Here is a 16091-nt window from a genome sequence, read left to right on the forward strand (position 1 = left end):
ACTCCGATTCAGACAGATGAAGCCGCACATGCCCAAAGGATTGATTCGCGCGATTGGCGCCCTGTTGACTGCTCTGGCCCTCTACAGCCTGCTGGGGTTTCTGATTTTGCCCGGCATCGCTTTGCGGGTAGCCAATCAACAACTGGCCAACTACGCGACGGTGCCGGCGCACATTCAGCGTATCGAGCTCAACCCGTTCAGCCTGGAAGTCACCCTGTGGGGACTGGTGATCGGCGAACCCGGCAAGGAGCAGATCGGCTTCGATCGTCTGTATGCCGACCTGCAAATCGACAGTCTGTGGACCAAAGCCCTGCATCTGGCGAACATCGAACTGGACAAACCGAAGAGCGAAATCCTCTTCGCCAAAGACGGCAAGCTCAACCTGCTCAGCCTGTTCAATGTCCCGGCCAGCGAGCCAACACCGGCCGATCCGAACGCCAAGCCCTTCCCGCTGCGCATCGACAACATCAAACTGGCCGGCGGCGTCGTGCACTTTCAAGACGTGCGCCCGAGCGAGCCGATCGAGTTCCTCTACGACGACCTCAGCTTCGAACTGAAAAACCTCAGCACCCTGCCCGAAGACAGCGCCGACATGACTTTGGTCGCCATCGGCCCGCAAGGTGGGCGTATCGACTGGGCCGGTAATTTCAGCCTGATCCCGTTCACCTCCGAAGGCACCCTGAAAGTCACCGACGGCAAGATGAAAGCCTTCTGGCCCTACGTTCGTGACTCGGTGCCATTGGTGCTCGAAGACGGCGTGATCAGCCTCAGCACCGACTACAAACTCAATCTGTCGAAAGAAACCGAACTGCAGTTGAACAACGTGGCGGTGAGCATCGCGCCGTTCGCGATCAAGGCACCGGATGGACGCCCACTGGCGAAACTCGAACGTCTGGACGTCAGCGAAACCAGCGTTGATCTGGCCAGGCAGCAGGTGGTGGTCGGCAAGATCCGCAGCCAGAAACTGGAGACTTGGGCAGGGCTTGAGGCCGACGGCCAACTCGATTGGCAGAAGCTGTTCGCCAGCCAGCCGTCGAAACCTGCGGCCAAAGCCGCCGCTGAACCTGCAAGCACGCCGGCCGCTGCGGACTCGCCGAAGCCAGAATCCACTGCGCCAGGCAAACCATGGCAAGTGCTGCTCAAAGACGTGCAATTGCGCGACTACACCGTGCATCTGGCCGACCGCTCGGCCAAACCGGCAGTGGCACTGGACATCACCCCGCTGAATGTCGATCTGCAGGATTTCGACAGCCTCAATGGTTCGCCCTTCAAGCTCAAGCTCGATGGCGGCGTGGGCAAGCAAGGCAAGATCACCGCAGACGGCACGGTCAATCTCGCCCCGGTCAACGCCCAGCTCAACGTGAAGACCCAGGATATCGACCTGCGTGTCGCACAGTCCTACATCAATCCGTTCATTCGCCTGGAACTGCGCAGCGGCATGCTCGGCAGCGACCTGAAGGTCAACCTCAAGAGCACCGAACCGCTGGCGCTCAGCGTTACCGGACGGGCGCAGATCGATCAACTGCACACCCTCGACACCCTGAAAACCCGCGACTTCCTCAAGTGGCAGCAAGTAGTGGTCGAAGGCCTGAATTATCAGCACGGCGACAGCCTGTCGATCGACAAGGTCAACCTGTTCCAGCCGTATGCGCGATTCATGATCAACGACGATCGCACCACCAACATTGATGACCTGCTGATCCCGCAGCCCGCCGACAGTGGCGCAAAAAGCGCAGCAGCGAAACCGGCCAGCAACGACAAACCGCTAGGCATTCACATCGGTGGCATCGCCATCAACGACGGCTCGGCCAACTTCGCAGACTTCAGCCTGACGCCGAACTTCGCCACGGCGGTCCAGCAGCTCAATGGCCAGATCGGCACCATCGACAGCCGTCAGGCGAAACCGGCCAGCGTCGACATCAAAGGCAAGGTCGACCGCTATGCACCGGTGACCATCAAGGGCGCGGTCAATCCGTTCGACCCGATGGCCAGCCTCGACATCGCCACCAGTTTCAAACGCGTCGAACTGACCACCCTGACGCCCTACTCCGGCAAATTCGCCGGCTACCGCATCCGCAAGGGCCGGCTCAATCTCGACCTGCACTATCTGATCACCAAGGGCCAGCTCAAAGCCGAAAACAAAGTGGTGGTCGAGCAGTTGCAGCTCGGGGAAAAGGTCGACAGTCCGGATGCCGTGAGCCTGCCACTGAAACTGGCAATTGCCCTACTCAAGGACGTCGACGGCAAGATTTCCATCGAGTTGCCGGTGACCGGTGATTTGAACAACCCGCAGTTCAGTGTCATGCCGATTGTCTGGCAGACCCTGCGTAACCTGATCGTCAAAGCCGCTGCCGCACCGTTCAAGATGATTGGCGGGCTGGTCAGTGGTGGCGGTTCGCAAGATCTCGGCACCGTGTCGTTCGCACCGGGTTCCAGCGAGCTGAACAAGGACGCCGAAGCCGCGCTGGTCAAACTGTCCCAGGCACTGAAGGAACGTCCGGCACTGCGTCTGGAAATCGAAGGCACGGCAGCCAAAAGCAGTGACGGCCCGTTGCTCGCCGAGCAACGTCTGGAACGTGAATACCAGTACAACTACTACAAGATGCTGCAGCGACGCGGCGACAAGGTGCCGGCTCAGGCGTCCCTGATTCAAGTGCCGGACAGCGAAAAAGGTCCACTGCTCGAAGGCATCTACCGTACCCGTTTGAAAACCCAGCCGCCTGCCGAATGGAAGGATCTGGGCAAGGAAGAACGTACGGCGAAGATGCGCGAAGGCGTAATCCAGTTCTGGAGTGGCAGCGATGTGTTGTTGCGTCAGTTGGGTCAGGACCGTGCCAGCAGCATCAAGGATTATCTAGTCGATAAAGGTCAACTGGCAGACGACCGTGTGTACTTCATCGATGCCAATCTTGGTGAGGCCGAGAGCGATGGCCGCGTGGTGACGCAAATGCATCTGGATGCCGAGTGATGAAACTACAGTGGCTGGCTTTGATCGCAATGACGCTCGCCGCCAGTCACGTCTCGGCGTCCGACACGCTGCGCTGTGGCAGTCAGTTGATCAGCCTCGGCGACCGCTCCAGCGAAGTCCTGCAAAAGTGCGGTGAGCCGGTCAGCCGCGATGTGTTGGGCTACAAGCGCAGTGCCAACCGCCGCGAAGAGTTTCAGGTCGAGGAATGGACCTACGGCCCGAGCAACGGCATGTACCAATACCTGCGTTTCGAAGGCAATCGCCTGCGCCAGATCACCAGCAAACGCGGCAACTAGAGCAACTCACTTATCCCATGTGGGAGCGAGCTTGCTCGCGAAGGCGTCAGGTCAGCCAACTCCGTTGTGACTGATATACCGCTTTCGCGAGCAAGCTCGCTCCCACAATAGTTTTGTGTTGCCCCTGAAATAGAACAGGCCCCGACACAAGTGGCGGGGCCTGTAATGGTCACATCCGTGTGACCGTTCGCATGAACTCTAAAGTTGCGGCAGACGTATTGCTCGGCCCGTCTGTCGCGTCTTCTCCCGGTCCAGGCGAGAAGTCATGCCTTACTCGGCTTTCAGGCCGTCAGCGGAAACCGCTTTGACGCCTTTGATTTTCTTGGTGATGTTAACGGCTGTGGTTTTCTGAGCTTCGGTGATAGCTACAGTCGACGACAGCGACACAACACCTTTATTGGTTTCTACTTTGATGTCAGTGCCTGGGATGCCTTTTTCGGTGACCAGATCGCTTTTGACTTTAGTGGTGATCCAGGTGTCGGAAGTAGCTTCTTTAGCCTGGGTGACTTCACCGGCAGCCAGAGTCATTGGAGCCTGGGTAGCCTGAGTGGATTGTGCGAATGCACCGGAAGCCATGGTCAGGGTCAGCGCGGTAGCAGCAGCGGCAGTGATAGCGAACTTCTTCATACGAGTAACTCCTGTTTTTCTGGAAAGTCTGCTGGTTGTCTTGTCAGCAGGGTTACCAAGGTAGTTGCGAACGCTGTGCCAACTTTTTAAAAGCTATAATTTCTTTATAATCAACAAGTTATGAATTGGCGAAATTTTCGAAATCATGCAATTTGCATGACCTTCGAATTATCGACATGCAAGTTACGGTTTTTCGGAAAGTTCCTAAGGCGCTGAAATTATTGAAGCTTTTGTGAAGTGCCGCGCAATGAAAAATGCCCCGCATTGCGGGGCATTTTCGAGCACATCACTGACCGCTTATGTACCGCTGGCGGTGCAGCCTTTCGGTGAGTAGTCCGGTGCCACGGTGGTGCCGCAAGTCCAGACGCCAGCACCGGTGCCCGATGAACGGGTCAGGGTGATGGTTTTGTCCAGAACCGGGCCAGGAGCGTTCTTGATTGTGCAGACAATGGTGCCGGCCCCGGTTGAGGCGGTGCCCGATGCCGTCACGGCGCAATTGGACGTTGTGACGGTGGCACTACCGGCCACCAGCGTCAGCGTCGGGTCGGTACCCTGGTTGATGGTGTCTTCGAACGGCACCTTCATCGCACTGATTTCCGCCAGCCCCGCGGTCACCTTCGACCGCGCCTGATACTTGGAATACTGCGGCAAGGCGATGGTCGCCAGAATCCCGATGATCGCCACCACGATCAGCAGCTCGATCAGAGTAAAACCTTGTTGTTTTTTCATAGACACGCTCCATGCATGAGTCGAAATCTCATGATCTGAAAGGGGTGCAGCATAGGCCATGCCAATGCCCTCCAGGCCCCGCCCATTGGGCGCGAAGCCTGGGCAACGCCATTTCCTACAACCTGCAACCGCACTATCTGACACTTTTTGTCACCTGCACTGGCCGTGTTTGGCGCTGTCCCTTGACTAGGCTATAAGTCATGAACTGCAAGCGTGCGGAATCCCCATGAATGACATCGCTCTGAGCGGTCTGGCCAAGCAATTGGTGCAGGCCGAACTGCTCACGGAAAAAGGTGCCCAGCAAGCCTGGCAACAGGCCCAGCGCAATCGCCTGTCGCTGGTCAGCTATCTGGTGCAAAACAAACTGGTGAAAAGCTCACAGGTCGCCGAGATCGCCTCCGAACATTTCGGTATGGCGTTCCTCGATCTCAACTGCCTCGACAAGGAAACCCAGCCCAAAGGCCTGGTCAGCGAAAAACTGGTGCGTCAACACCATGCCCTGCCCCTGTGGCGGCGTGGCAATAAACTGTTCGTGGGCATTTCCGACCCGAGCAACCATCAAGCGATCAACGACATCCAGTTCAGCACAGGGCTGAGCACCGAAGCCATTCTGGTCGAGGACGACAAGCTCAGCGATGCCATCGAGAAATTCTTCGACACCCACGCCAGTGGTCTGGAAGACATGGCCGATGTCGATCTTGATGGCCTCGATGTCGAATCCATCGACGACAGCAAACAGGACGCCATCGCTGGCCTCGACGCCGACGATGCGCCGGTGGTGCGCTTCGTTCACAAGATGCTGCTCGACGCGATCAAGAGCGGCTCTTCCGACCTGCACTTCGAACCTTACGAGAAGAACTACCGGGTTCGGGTGCGCACCGACGGCATTTTGCGCGAAGTGGCGAAACCGCCGATTCAACTGGCCGGGCGTATTGCCGCACGCCTGAAAGTCATGGCCAGCCTCGATATTTCGGAACGCCGCAAACCCCAGGACGGGCGGATCAAGATGCGCTTGTCGAAAAGCAAGTCAATCGATTTCCGGGTCAACACCCTGCCGACCCTGTGGGGCGAAAAAGTGGTGATCCGGATTCTCGACCCATCCAGCGCACAGATTGGCATCGACGCGCTCGGCTACGAGCCCGTGCAGAAAGACTTGTACATGGCCGCGCTCAAGCAGCCACAGGGGATGATTCTGGTCACCGGCCCCACCGGCTCGGGGAAAACCGTATCGCTGTACACCGGCCTGAATATCCTCAACACCGTGGACATCAATATCTCCACCGCCGAAGACCCGGTGGAGATCAACATGGAAGGCATTAATCAGGTCAACGTCAATCCCAAACAGGGACTCGACTTTGCCCAGGCACTGCGCTCGTTTCTGCGCCAAGACCCGGATGTGATCATGGTCGGCGAGATCCGCGATCTGGAAACCGCCGAAATCGCGATCAAAGCCGCGCAAACCGGTCACCTGGTGCTCTCGACCCTGCACACCAACAGCGCCGCGGAAACCCTGACCCGCCTGCACAACATGGGCATTCCCGGCTTCAACATCGCCACCTCGGTCAGCCTGATCATCGCCCAGCGCCTGGCACGCAAGCTCTGCAGCCACTGCAAGAAAGCCATCGAGATCCCGCGCGAAACCTTGATCAAGGAAGGCTTCCCCGAGGAACGCATCGGCCATTTCACGATCTACGAGCCGGTCGGTTGCGATCACTGCAACGGCGGCTACAAAGGACGCGTGGGGATATATGAAGTGGTGAAAAACACAGCGGAACTGCAACGCTTGATCATGGCCGAGGGCAATTCGCTGGAAATCGACCTGCAGATGCGCCGCGACGGCTTCGACGACCTGCGCACCTCCGGGCTGCACAAGGCCATGCAAGGCATCACCAGCCTTGAAGAAATCAACCGGGTCACCAAGGACTGAACATGGCGGTCAAAGCAGCGAAAATCAGTGTTTATGCCTGGGAAGGTACAGACAGGAAAGGCAGCAAAGTCACCGGTGAGTTGAGCGGACAGAACCCAGCGTTGATCAAGGCACAACTGCGCAAACAGGGGATCAATCCCGGCAAGGTGCGCAAAAAGTCTGCATCGCTGTTGAGCTTTGGCAAACGCATCAAGGCGCAGGATATCGCCCTGTTCACCCGGCAGATGGCGACCATGATGAAGGCCGGCGTACCGCTATTGCAGTCGTTCGATATCATCGGTGAAGGCTTTGAAAACCCGGCCATGCGCAAATTGGTAGACGAGGTGAAACAAGAGGTCGCGGCGGGTAACAGCTTCGCCACGGCCCTGCGCAAGAAGCCGCAGTATTTCGACGAGTTGTACTGCAATCTGGTCGATGCCGGCGAGCAGTCCGGCGCCCTCGACACCCTGCTTGAACGCGTCGCGACCTATAAGGAAAAAAGCGAAGCCCTCAAGGCCAAGATCAAGAAAGCCATGACCTATCCCACCGCAGTGGTGTTGGTGGCGGCGGTAGTGACCGGGATCCTGCTGGTAAAAGTGGTGCCGCAGTTTCAGTCGGTGTTTTCGGGTTTTGGTGCCGAACTGCCGGCCTTCACTCTCATGGTGATCAGCCTTTCGGAGTTCATGCAGCAATGGTGGTGGGCGATTCTCGGTGCGCTGGTCGCGGCAATTTTCGGGTCCCGCCACGCACTGAAAACATCTCAGGCCTTGCGCGATCGCAAAGACACTTGGCTGCTGAAGCTGCCACTGGTGGGCACGCTGATGTACAAGTCCGCCGTGGCGCGATTTGCCCGAACCTTGTCGACCACGTTTGCCGCCGGTGTGCCGCTGGTGGAAGCCCTCGATTCGGTGGCCGGCGCCACTGGCAACGTGGTGTTCAAGCGAGCCGTGTTGCGCATTCGCCAAGACGTTTCCACTGGCATGCAGCTGAATTTCTCGATGCGCAGCACCGGGGTTTTTCCCAACATGGCGGTGCAGATGACCGCGATTGGCGAAGAGTCCGGCGCGCTGGACGAGATGCTCGACAAAGTCGCGGGGTTTTACGAGGACGAAGTGGATAACATGGTCGACAATCTCACCAGTCTCATGGAGCCGTTCATCATGGTTGTACTGGGGGTGATCGTCGGTGGTCTGGTGGTGGCCATGTACCTGCCGATTTTCCAGCTCGGCTCAGCGATCTGACATGCCTATCGACGAACTGTTTGTCCTGTATCCGCTGGCCTTTGTTTTCACCGCCCTGCTGCTGGGTCTGGTGGTTGGCAGCTTCCTCAACGTGCTGATCTGGCGCCTGCCGAAAATGCTCGAACGCGATTGGCGTCAGCAGGCCCACGACGTGCTCGGTTTGCCCGGCGAAACGCCGCAGCCCACCTACAACCTGATGCTGCCGCACTCGGAGTGCCCACATTGCACCCACCGGATTCGTCCGTGGGAAAACATTCCCCTGCTCAGTTATCTGTGGTTGCGCGGGCGCTGTTCAGCGTGCGCTGCGCCCATCAGCAAGCGTTATCCGCTGACCGAACTGGCCTGCGGGCTGCTTTCGGCTTTCATCGCCTGGCACTTGGGTTTCGGTTGGGCGGCATGCCTGCTGATCTTCCTCACCTGGGGTCTGCTGGCGATGAGTCTGATCGACACAGAGCATCAACTGCTACCCGATGTGCTGGTGCTGCCGTTGCTGTGGCTCGGACTGATCGTCAACAGTTTCGGTCTGTTCGTACCCTTGCACGATGCGCTGTGGGGCGCGGTGGCCGGCTACCTGGCGCTGTGGTCAGTGTTCTGGCTGTTCAAACTGCTGACCGGCAAGGACGGCATCGGCCACGGTGATTTCAAGTTGTTGGCGTTGCTCGGCGCGTGGGGCGGCTGGCAGATTCTGCCGCTGACCATCCTGTTGTCATCGCTGGTCGGCGCCATTATCGGCGTGATTTTGCTGCGCCTGCGCGAGCAGAAAACCTCGACGCCGATCCCCTTCGGCCCTTATCTGGCCATTGCCGGCTGGATTGCCTTGCTCTGGGGTGGTCAAATAACCGACTTCTATTGGCAGTTTGTCGGTTTGAAATGAATACCCCTGTGGAAAAACCCTGGATTCTCGGCCTCACCGGCGGCATCGGCAGCGGCAAAAGCGCAGCCGCCCAGCACTTCATTGATCTGGGTATCCATGTGGTGGATGCTGATCATGCGGCGCGCTGGGTGGTTGAGCCGGGGCGTCCGGCGCTGGCGAAGATCGCCGAACACTTTGGCCCCGGCGTGTTGCAGGCCGATGGCACGCTGGACCGCGCCGCGCTGCGCAAACTGATCTTCGAAGTACCGGAGCAGCGTCGCTGGCTCGAAGCACTGCTGCATCCGTTGATCGCCGAGGAAATCGCTCATCATCTGGCGCTGGCAAAATCGCCTTACGCGATTCTGGTGTCGCCGCTGCTGATCGAATCCGGGCAATACGCGATGACCCAGCGCATCCTAGTGATCGACGCCCCGCAACAATTGCAGATCGAACGCACTTTGCAGCGTGACCAGACCAGCGAGCAGCAGGTTCAGGCGATCCTCAAGGCGCAGTCGAGCCGCGAAGACCGTGTGAGCCGTGCCGACGACGTGGTGGTCAACGACCGCGACCTCGCCTGGCTGCACAGCGAGGTCGAGCGTCTGCATCACTTTTACCTGACTTTAACCGGAGGCCAAGCATGAGCCAGATTTCTACCGTTGAATGCCCAACCTGCGGCGCGCCCGTTGAGTTCACCCCTGAAAACAAGTTTCGCCCGTTCTGCTCCGATCGCTGCAAACTGATCGACCTCGGCGCCTGGGCGTCGGAAGAACACAAGATTCCGGTCGCACCGGATGCCGAGGACGAGCTGTTTTCCGGCGATTTCGATCCGCGTCACTGACCCGGATCAGGGCCGCATAAAGCCGTAGTCCTGATCGTCGTCGAGGTTTTCCGCGAGAAAGCGCAACTCGTCAGCCAGGTCTTCGGCGTTGCGCACCGCCTTGCTCTGCTGCACCACCGCACTGAGCAAGGCGCGCAAACTCAAGCCCGGGTCAAAGCCCACCTCCTGCGCCATGTCCAGACTCTGCCGGGTTTCCTGCCTTGCCCACTCGTAAACACTCATGCCGCTGCTCCTGAAGGGATTTGCGCGAGCATGAAATTTCCCGCGTCTGACGGGTTTGATATGGATCAAGACTTGGGGTCGTCGTCCTTCCACGGCGCCGAAAGGTAGCGTGTGCGATTGAACGTCTCGAGCCATTCCGGGCAGAACACCACCAGCGCACTGACGACCATGCCGTTGATGAACGCCTCGGGAAACAGCAGCAGCCACAGATAACCGACGAAATCCTCCAGCCACTCCGGCATGGCAAAGAGCCCGTCGTACCACAGCAGCGTCAGGCTCAGAATCAGGCACAACAGGGCTGAAAGCGCAGCGGCGAAGAATCCGGAGCAGAAGATATAGACGAACGGGTTACGCGGCTGCGCGCGCTCAACGAGGATCGCTACGCATTCGGTGATCAACACCGGTAACAGAATCAGCAGCGAACCATTGACCCCGACAGCCAACAGGTCCTGACGGCCCAACAACACCAGACCGATCTGCGCGACCAGGCCACCGACAATCGCCAGCGGCCAATCCAGCAACAGTGTGACCGCGGTCATGCCGATAAAGTGATAAGACACGCCCGTGTCGAAATCCCTGCGCACCAGCCACAACAGAAACAACGCGAACACGGTGCCAAACAACAGATGCTGACGCCGACTGTCACTGAACAACTCGACCCACGGCGCGCGCACGATCGCCCACAGCAGCACCGGCAGATAGATCAGCCAGCCGAGCGTCAGGCTCGCCGAGGACAGCAGTTCGACACCGATCATGATTCCCTCATTTTTTCCATGGGCTTACCGTCTTGTCGCAGTCTACACCGCGCCCCCGTGAGCATCAGCCCAAGCAAAGCTTTCTGCTTGTAGCATTTGAACGCTAAGCTTGGGCCTATGGATGACTCAGATTATTTACGCCTGCTGACCATCGCGGCCGAGCAGGCCAACGCCTTTCTGTCCAATGCCCGCAAATGGGAGCGTGAGCGTTGGGTTTGCCAACGCCTGCTGCAAGGCCTGAACATTCCCTATCGTGCTGACGAATTCGCGCCGGCCGGCGAGCCACCGGACGTGCTGTTTCGTGATGCCAATTTCGAGGTGTTCTTCGTGCTCGACGAGGGCCGCCGGCTCAACGACGAATGGCGCGATGAACTGCAGCGACGACGCAGCGCCTTTTCTCTCAGCCAACTGGTGCGCCGTGAAGCCAAGCCCAAGCGGATTCCGGCCAATGAATTTCTGCTGCGACTGGCACCGACGTTGCGCAAAAAGGCGCACAACTACAAGGAACGCGGCATGGATCTCGGCGAACTGGATATCATCGCCTTCGCCAGTCTTAAACGTGAGGTGCTGGACCTGAACAGTCATTTCCCCCCGCCTACTGAATATCTGCGCCAAGGCTGGCGCTCGCTGTCCCTCGTCGGCCCGACCTTCGCCCGCGTGCTGTTCGCCCACCCGGATGCGCCGGATTTTCTGCGCAGCAACCTCGGCCGCAGCATCGTCTTCGATGTCGGGATCAGCCTGTGACGCCGCTTCAGCAATTGATCGCCGATGTACCGCAGACCGGACGTGTGCGCTGGATTGGCGTGCGCCCTGAATCCCGTGGGCCGATGCTCGAACTGGATGCCGTGGAGGCGCGACTTGAGGCCGGGCTGACCGGCGATCATGCGCGCCCCGGTGTGCGCAATGCGCGCCAGGTAACGCTGATTCAATGGGAACATCTGGCGGTGATCAACGCATTGATGGGCCGCCCCGATGATCAACCGGTGAAACCTGAAGATCTGCGGCGCAATCTCGTTATCAGCGGTATCAATTTGTTTAGTCTCAAGGGTCGGCGTTTTCGCATCGGTCAGGCAATATTCGAAACCACAGGCTGGTGTCAGCCCTGCGCACGTCTGCAGAACAACCTCGGGCCGGGCACTTTTCAAGCCGTGCGCGGGCATGGCGGAATTACCGCACGGGTGTTACAAAGCGGGATCATTCGCCTCGAAGATAGCGTGAGCGTCGAACCGGTTCCGGACAGCGGCTATGCTGCGTTCAACCCCGGATAAAAACCGCTGTAGCTTCTGCCCATTCAGCAACGTCTACCTGACGAGGCAAATATGACCAGCCGCCTGAACCCCGAAGACCAGAAACATGTCGAAGAGTACCTGCAACTGTCCCAACACCGAGTCGAGCGCCGGCCTTTCCGGCCGTGGATGCTCTTGGTGCTGGTGCTGGCAGTGACCATTGGTCTGGGCCTGTTGAGCCGATTTATCAGTTACCTGACGCTATGAGCTGCATCGCGCTCGCTTGGGTAACGACGACAAAGATTTCCTTTAAAAACCTTGCGAGTTATCCCCATGTCTCATCGTATTGTTATTGTCGGCGGCGGCGCCGGCGGTCTGGAGTTGGCTACCCGTCTGGGTAAGACTCTGGGCAAGCGCGGCACGGCCAGTGTGATGCTGGTCGACGCCAATCTGACGCACATCTGGAAACCACTGCTGCACGAAGTGGCCGCCGGATCGCTGAACTCCTCCGAAGACGAACTCAACTATGTTGCCCAGGCGAAATGGAACCACTTCGAGTTCCAGCTGGGGCGCATGAGCGGGCTCGATCGCGCGCAGAAGAAAATCCAGCTGGCCGCCACCTACGACGAAAACGGCGTAGAACTGGTGCCGGCGCGTGAAGTGCAGTACGACTCGCTGGTGATCAGCGTCGGCAGCACCACCAACGATTTCGGTACTCAGGGCGCAGCGCAGCACTGCCTGTTCCTCGATACCCGCAAACAGGCCGAGCGTTTCCACCAGCAACTGCTCAACCACTATCTTCGTGCACACGCCGGGCAAACCGATGTGGTCGAGCAGATCAGCGTCGCGATCGTCGGCGCTGGCGCCACAGGCGTCGAACTGGCAGCAGAACTGCACAACGCCGCCCATGAACTGGCGGCTTATGGTCTGGACCGGATCAAACCGGAAAACATGCACATTACCCTGATCGAAGCCGGGCCACGGGTGTTGCCTGCCCTGCCCGAGCGCATCAGCGGGCCGGTGCACAAGACTCTGGAGAAACTCGGGGTCAATGTGATGACCAACGCTTCGGTGAGCGAAGTAACGGCTGACAGCCTTATCACCGCCGATGGCAACGAGATCAAGGCCAGCCTGAAGGTTTGGGCTGCGGGCATTCGCGCACCGGGCTTCCTCAAGGACATCGACGGCCTGGAAACCAACCGCATCAATCAGCTGCAAGTGCTGCCGACCCTGCAAACGACCCGCGATGAAAACATCTTTGCCTTCGGCGATTGCGCGGCCTGTCCGCAACCAGGCACCGATCGCAACGTGCCGCCACGGGCGCAAGCCGCGCACCAACAGGCGTCGCTGCTGGCCAAATCGCTGAAGTTGCGCATCGAAGGCAAGACCCTGCCGGAGTACAAGTACACCGACTACGGCTCGCTGATCTCGCTGTCGCGTTTCTCGGCTGTGGGTAACCTGATGGGTAACCTCACCGGCAGTGTGATGCTCGAAGGCTGGCTGGCGCGGATGTTTTACGTGTCGCTGTATCGCATGCACCAGATGGCGCTGTACGGCCCATTCCGCACGGCGATGCTGATGCTGGGCAGCAAGATTGGCCGTGGCACTGAACCGCGCTTGAAACTGCACTAAAAAACCTGTGGGAGCGAGCTTGCTCGCGAAAGCTTTGGATCAGTCGCAGCAACATTGACTGACAGAACGCTTTCGCGAGCAGGCTCGCTCCCACAATGTTTTGTGTTAATCGAAAGATCTGTTTCGTACTGTATCCCCGCCCCGCTTTTCCCAACTTCGCATACAAACTCCCCCGCTGCGCGACACAGTCGCGATACACCGCCACCGCTTAATGGCCACACCCGAGCAACACCGCTCAGGCTTGCGTCTTTAACGTGTGGTTGCGTTGTGCAGCCCAGGAGAATCCAAATGTCCCGTACTTCGACCCTCGGTAAAAAATCCATTGGCATGATCGGCGCAGCACTGGCTGGCGGTCTGATGTTGTCCGGTTCGGTATTTGCCGCACAACCACTGGCGCAGGGCTACATGGTTGCCTCGGCAGAAACTTCGGTGAAAACGCCGGAAGGCAAATGCGGTGAAGGCAAATGTGGCGATGCCTCGATGGCGAAGACCGACAGCGATGGTGACGGCAAGGTCTCCCGCGCCGAATTTCTGAAAGTCGCACCGAAGTCCGACTTCGACAAGATCGACACCAACCATGACGGTTTTATCGACGAGCAAGAGGCCTATAACAACGTAAAGGCCAACTTTGAAGCCAATGGCAAGAAGATGCCCAAAGGCCTGTTCGAGCACCTGAAAGATCAAGACGGCGCCTGATCGGCAGAAAAAACAAGCCGCGTTTCTCTCGGGAGAAACGCGGTTTTTTCACGTCTGCACGCTTACAACTGAAAGCGCCGCACCATGCCCTGCAGGGCGTTGGCCAGTTGCGACAACTCATGGCTGGAAGCACTGGTCTGGTCGGCACCGGCGGCCGAACGTACCGACAAATCACGAATGTTCACCAGGTTGCGATCCACTTCGCGGGCTACTTGCGCCTGCTCTTCGGCGGCACTGGCGATCACCAGATTGCGCTCATGGATCTCATGCACCGACGCGGTAATGGTTTGCAGCGCCTCACCGGCGCGCTCAGCCAACGCCAGGGTAGTCGTGGCACGCGCGGTACTGGCCTGCATCGAATCCAGCGCCAGGCTCGAACCGCTGCGCATGCCCTGGACCATCTGCTCGATCTCCTGCGTCGATTGCTGTGTGCGATAAGCCAGCGCCCGTACTTCATCGGCGACTACGGCAAAGCCTCGCCCGCTCTCACCGGCGCGCGCCGCTTCAATCGCCGCGTTGAGCGCCAGCAGGTTGGTCTGCTCGGCAATCGCCCGAATCACGTCCAGCACTTTGCCGATGTCCTGCGATTGATTGGCCAGTGATTGCACCAACTCACCGGTCTGTTGTACATCGCTGGCCAGCGCATTGATGGCCGTGGCGGTCTCACTGACGCGCACCTGCCCCAGATGCGCCGACTCGCTGGATTGACGGGTCGCGTCAGAGGTCGACACCGCATTGCGTGCGACCTCTTCCACCGCTGCCGTCATCTGATTAACGGCCGTCGCGGCTTGTTCGATTTCGTTGTTCTGTTGTTGCAGCCCCTGTGTGCTGTCGAGTGTCACCGCATTGAGTTCATCGGCAGCGGTCGCCAACTGCGTGGCCGAACCGCTGATGCCTTGCAGCGTCTCACGCAGGTTTTGCTGCATGCTCGCCAAGGCTTTGAGCAAACGGCTGACTTCATCGTTGCCATGAGTCTCGATCGGGCGGGTCAGATCACCCTGCGCGACACTTTCTGCGGCGCTCACGGCGCTGCTCAGCGGCCGAACGATACTGCGGGTGAGCAGCATCGCCAGTGCCACCGTGGCCAGTGCGGCCAAGGCAATGAACAAGCTGACGATCGTGCGCGAGTTTTCGTAGTGCGCTGCAGACTTCTGGCTTTCGGCGGCGACCTGTTTGGCGAACAGGTCCGCCAGATCATTGAGTTGCTTGCCGGAGCCATCGACCACGGTTTTCATGTCGACCAGCAACAATTTGGTCAGCTCATCACGCTTGCCTTGCTCGGCGAGGGCGAAGGACTGAGCGATGCCACTGCGATACGCGGCGAAGGTCTTTTTGAACTGGTCGTATAGCTGCTGCCCTTCCGGGGTGTCGACCAGTTTGTCGTAGGCGGCGATTTTCTCGCTCAGCTCCTTATCGCGGGTGTCCATCTGGCTGCGGTAGGTGGCGATATTGTTCGCGTCCTGGTCCAGCGCCATGCGCAATGAGATGGTGCGGATGCGCAGCATGATCTCGCGAATCTCGTCGCCGCCACGAATGCTCGGCAGCCACTGATTTTCTACCGCAACTTCACTGTCGCGAATACTCGACATCTGCCCCAGCGCAAACACGCCGAGCAAGGCGACCAACACCGCAATCAGGGCAAATCCCAAGGCAGCCCGGGGGGCAATATTCAACTGACGAAGCAACATGACGAACGCCCTTATTCTTGTATTGGCCAGATTCAAGGGGCGAAGCCATGGCAGTCCCCTCGTGTTAGCGGGCTATCGGCAGGTTGTATGATGACTTGAAGGGGAAATGGGTTTTTGTCGGACAAAAAAAATCCCCGTATCTTTCGATACGAGGATTTTTAATATGGTCGGGGTAAGGGGATTCGAACTCCTGACATCCTGCTCCCAAAGCAGGCGCGCTACCGGACTGCGCTATACCCCGGTAAAAAAAAGGCGACCTTTCAAAGATCGCCTTCTTCGATCAGCGCTTTTGGCCTCTGATCTTAAGATTCGATCCCAGCGCTAACTGGTTTCAAAAATGGTGGGTCGTGTGGGATTCGAACCTACGACCAATTGGTTAAAAGCCAACTGCTCTACCAACTGAGCTAACGACCC

At 58.6% G+C, this 16091-nt stretch carries 17 protein-coding genes, 2 tRNA genes and 1 pseudogene; 12 read left to right on the forward strand and 8 right to left on the reverse strand.

Annotated elements, in window-relative coordinates; translation table 11 throughout:
- The first annotated feature begins 16 nt into the window (after positions 1–16).
- Together ACZZ0G_RS07135 and ACZZ0G_RS07140 are read left to right on the forward strand one after the other, a co-directional pair.
- Positions 17–2968 carry a DUF748 domain-containing protein gene (locus tag ACZZ0G_RS07135; RefSeq protein WP_463555729.1) on the forward strand — a complete coding sequence of 984 codons (2952 nt, stop codon included), beginning with the start codon at positions 17–19 and terminating at the stop codon, positions 2966–2968.
- Positions 2968–3264, forward strand: coding sequence for a DUF2845 domain-containing protein (locus ACZZ0G_RS07140; protein ID WP_463555730.1), 297 nt, complete (start codon positions 2968–2970; stop codon positions 3262–3264). The genes ACZZ0G_RS07135 and ACZZ0G_RS07140 overlap by 1 nt, the downstream gene beginning before the upstream one ends.
- Positions 3265–3534: 270 nt before the next feature.
- Here ACZZ0G_RS07140 and ACZZ0G_RS07145 read toward each other — a convergent pair whose 3' ends face one another.
- Positions 3535–3891 (reverse strand): BON domain-containing protein, encoded by a 357-nt coding sequence (locus ACZZ0G_RS07145; RefSeq protein WP_038369042.1) that lies wholly within the window; start codon positions 3889–3891, stop codon positions 3535–3537.
- 297 nt (positions 3892–4188) lie between these two features.
- On the reverse strand, positions 4189–4620 hold the full coding sequence (locus tag ACZZ0G_RS07150; RefSeq protein ID WP_007909907.1) for a pilin: 432 nt from the start codon (positions 4618–4620) through the stop codon (positions 4189–4191).
- A gap of 226 nt (positions 4621–4846) precedes the next feature.
- Between ACZZ0G_RS07150 and pilB the strand changes: the two genes are divergently transcribed.
- Genes pilB through yacG form a run of 5 tightly spaced genes read left to right on the forward strand, consistent with a single transcriptional unit; the run spans position 4847 to position 9458 of the window.
- A complete protein-coding gene (gene pilB, locus ACZZ0G_RS07155; RefSeq protein ID WP_463555731.1) occupies positions 4847–6547 on the forward strand; it encodes a type IV-A pilus assembly ATPase PilB in 1701 nt (566 codons plus the stop codon).
- 2 nt (positions 6548–6549) lie between these two features.
- Positions 6550–7767, forward strand: a complete 1218-nt coding sequence (locus ACZZ0G_RS07160) for a type II secretion system F family protein (protein WP_463555732.1) — start codon at positions 6550–6552, stop codon at positions 7765–7767.
- 1 nt (position 7768) lies between these two features.
- Positions 7769–8641 carry a prepilin peptidase gene (locus tag ACZZ0G_RS07165; RefSeq protein ID WP_463555733.1) on the forward strand — a complete coding sequence of 291 codons (873 nt, stop codon included), beginning with the start codon at positions 7769–7771 and terminating at the stop codon, positions 8639–8641.
- Positions 8638–9261, forward strand: a complete 624-nt coding sequence (coaE, locus tag ACZZ0G_RS07170; RefSeq protein ID WP_463555734.1) for a dephospho-CoA kinase — start codon at positions 8638–8640, stop codon at positions 9259–9261. Before ACZZ0G_RS07165 ends, coaE begins: the two co-directional genes overlap by 4 nt.
- Positions 9258–9458, forward strand: coding sequence for a DNA gyrase inhibitor YacG (gene yacG, locus ACZZ0G_RS07175; protein ID WP_454565951.1), 201 nt, complete (start codon positions 9258–9260; stop codon positions 9456–9458). Before coaE ends, yacG begins: the two co-directional genes overlap by 4 nt.
- 6 nt (positions 9459–9464) lie before the next feature.
- On the opposite strand, the gene ACZZ0G_RS07180 is transcribed toward yacG, so the two are convergent.
- Together ACZZ0G_RS07180 and ACZZ0G_RS07185 are read right to left on the reverse strand one after the other, a co-directional pair.
- Entirely contained in the window at positions 9465–9680 is a 216-nt protein-coding gene (locus ACZZ0G_RS07180) for a hypothetical protein (protein ID WP_007909901.1), read from the reverse strand.
- Positions 9681–9745: 65 nt separating this feature from the next.
- On the reverse strand, positions 9746–10435 hold the full coding sequence (locus ACZZ0G_RS07185; RefSeq protein ID WP_463394870.1) for an energy-coupling factor ABC transporter permease: 690 nt from the start codon (positions 10433–10435) through the stop codon (positions 9746–9748).
- 117 nt (positions 10436–10552) lie between these two features.
- Between ACZZ0G_RS07185 and ACZZ0G_RS07190 the strand changes: the two genes are divergently transcribed.
- The 5 genes from ACZZ0G_RS07190 (at position 10553) to ACZZ0G_RS07210 (ending at position 13989) form a co-directional block, all read left to right on the forward strand.
- The gene (locus ACZZ0G_RS07190) at positions 10553–11179 is read left to right on the forward strand and encodes a DUF1780 domain-containing protein (protein WP_007909887.1); all 627 of its coding nucleotides are present in this window, start codon (positions 10553–10555) and stop codon (positions 11177–11179) included.
- Positions 11176–11703, forward strand: coding sequence for an MOSC domain-containing protein (locus tag ACZZ0G_RS07195; protein WP_463555735.1), 528 nt, complete (start codon positions 11176–11178; stop codon positions 11701–11703). The genes ACZZ0G_RS07190 and ACZZ0G_RS07195 overlap by 4 nt, the downstream gene beginning before the upstream one ends.
- A 51-nt stretch (positions 11704–11754) precedes the next feature.
- Positions 11755–11928, forward strand: a complete 174-nt coding sequence (locus ACZZ0G_RS07200) for a DUF3094 domain-containing protein (RefSeq protein WP_007909875.1) — start codon at positions 11755–11757, stop codon at positions 11926–11928.
- A 66-nt stretch (positions 11929–11994) separates the two neighbouring features.
- Positions 11995–13293 (forward strand): NAD(P)/FAD-dependent oxidoreductase, encoded by a 1299-nt coding sequence (locus tag ACZZ0G_RS07205; RefSeq protein WP_016986237.1) that lies wholly within the window; start codon positions 11995–11997, stop codon positions 13291–13293.
- Positions 13294–13581: 288 nt separating this feature from the next.
- Positions 13582–13989, forward strand: coding sequence for an HvfA family oxazolone/thioamide-modified RiPP metallophore (locus tag ACZZ0G_RS07210; protein ID WP_463394868.1), 408 nt, complete (start codon positions 13582–13584; stop codon positions 13987–13989).
- A 62-nt stretch (positions 13990–14051) separates the two neighbouring features.
- On the opposite strand, the gene ACZZ0G_RS07215 is transcribed toward ACZZ0G_RS07210, so the two are convergent.
- From ACZZ0G_RS07215 to ACZZ0G_RS07230, 4 genes and pseudogenes are all read right to left on the reverse strand, one after another.
- Positions 14052–14915 carry a methyl-accepting chemotaxis protein gene (locus tag ACZZ0G_RS07215; protein ID WP_371044025.1) on the reverse strand — a complete coding sequence of 288 codons (864 nt, stop codon included), beginning with the start codon at positions 14913–14915 and terminating at the stop codon, positions 14052–14054.
- Positions 14907–15677 (reverse strand): annotated as a pseudogene (locus ACZZ0G_RS07220) (MCP four helix bundle domain-containing protein); the annotation flags it as partial. The pseudogene ACZZ0G_RS07220 and the gene ACZZ0G_RS07215, both read right to left, overlap by 9 nt.
- Before the next feature lie 164 nt (positions 15678–15841).
- A tRNA-Pro gene (locus ACZZ0G_RS07225) sits at positions 15842–15918 on the reverse strand.
- 97 nt (positions 15919–16015) lie between these two features.
- Positions 16016–16091: transfer RNA gene (locus ACZZ0G_RS07230), tRNA-Lys, on the reverse strand.

It is taken from the genome of Pseudomonas sp. AC169 (assembly GCF_979258515.1).

What these genes read in the sequence shown, in the direction of transcription:
- coaE (WP_463555734.1), top strand. Translation starts at nt 8,638, where the DNA reads ATGAATACCCCTGTGGAAAAACCCTGGATTCTCGGCCTCACCGGCGGC.
- yacG (WP_454565951.1), top strand. Translation starts at nt 9,258, where the DNA reads ATGAGCCAGATTTCTACCGTTGAATGCCCAACCTGCGGCGCGCCCGTT.
- ACZZ0G_RS07135 (WP_463555729.1), top strand. Translation starts at nt 17, where the DNA reads ATGAAGCCGCACATGCCCAAAGGATTGATTCGCGCGATTGGCGCCCTG.
- ACZZ0G_RS07185 (WP_463394870.1), bottom strand. Translation starts at nt 10,435, where the DNA reads ATGATCGGTGTCGAACTGCTGTCCTCGGCGAGCCTGACGCTCGGCTGG.
- pilB (WP_463555731.1), top strand. Translation starts at nt 4,847, where the DNA reads ATGAATGACATCGCTCTGAGCGGTCTGGCCAAGCAATTGGTGCAGGCC.
- ACZZ0G_RS07215 (WP_371044025.1), bottom strand. Translation starts at nt 14,915, where the DNA reads ATGCAGCAAAACCTGCGTGAGACGCTGCAAGGCATCAGCGGTTCGGCC.
- ACZZ0G_RS07210 (WP_463394868.1), top strand. Translation starts at nt 13,582, where the DNA reads ATGTCCCGTACTTCGACCCTCGGTAAAAAATCCATTGGCATGATCGGC.
- ACZZ0G_RS07150 (WP_007909907.1), bottom strand. Translation starts at nt 4,620, where the DNA reads ATGAAAAAACAACAAGGTTTTACTCTGATCGAGCTGCTGATCGTGGTG.
- ACZZ0G_RS07165 (WP_463555733.1), top strand. Translation starts at nt 7,769, where the DNA reads ATGCCTATCGACGAACTGTTTGTCCTGTATCCGCTGGCCTTTGTTTTC.
- ACZZ0G_RS07160 (WP_463555732.1), top strand. Translation starts at nt 6,550, where the DNA reads ATGGCGGTCAAAGCAGCGAAAATCAGTGTTTATGCCTGGGAAGGTACA.
- ACZZ0G_RS07145 (WP_038369042.1), bottom strand. Translation starts at nt 3,891, where the DNA reads ATGAAGAAGTTCGCTATCACTGCCGCTGCTGCTACCGCGCTGACCCTG.
- ACZZ0G_RS07140 (WP_463555730.1), top strand. Translation starts at nt 2,968, where the DNA reads ATGAAACTACAGTGGCTGGCTTTGATCGCAATGACGCTCGCCGCCAGT.
- ACZZ0G_RS07205 (WP_016986237.1), top strand. Translation starts at nt 11,995, where the DNA reads ATGTCTCATCGTATTGTTATTGTCGGCGGCGGCGCCGGCGGTCTGGAG.
- ACZZ0G_RS07180 (WP_007909901.1), bottom strand. Translation starts at nt 9,680, where the DNA reads ATGAGTGTTTACGAGTGGGCAAGGCAGGAAACCCGGCAGAGTCTGGAC.
- ACZZ0G_RS07200 (WP_007909875.1), top strand. Translation starts at nt 11,755, where the DNA reads ATGACCAGCCGCCTGAACCCCGAAGACCAGAAACATGTCGAAGAGTAC.
- ACZZ0G_RS07190 (WP_007909887.1), top strand. Translation starts at nt 10,553, where the DNA reads ATGGATGACTCAGATTATTTACGCCTGCTGACCATCGCGGCCGAGCAG.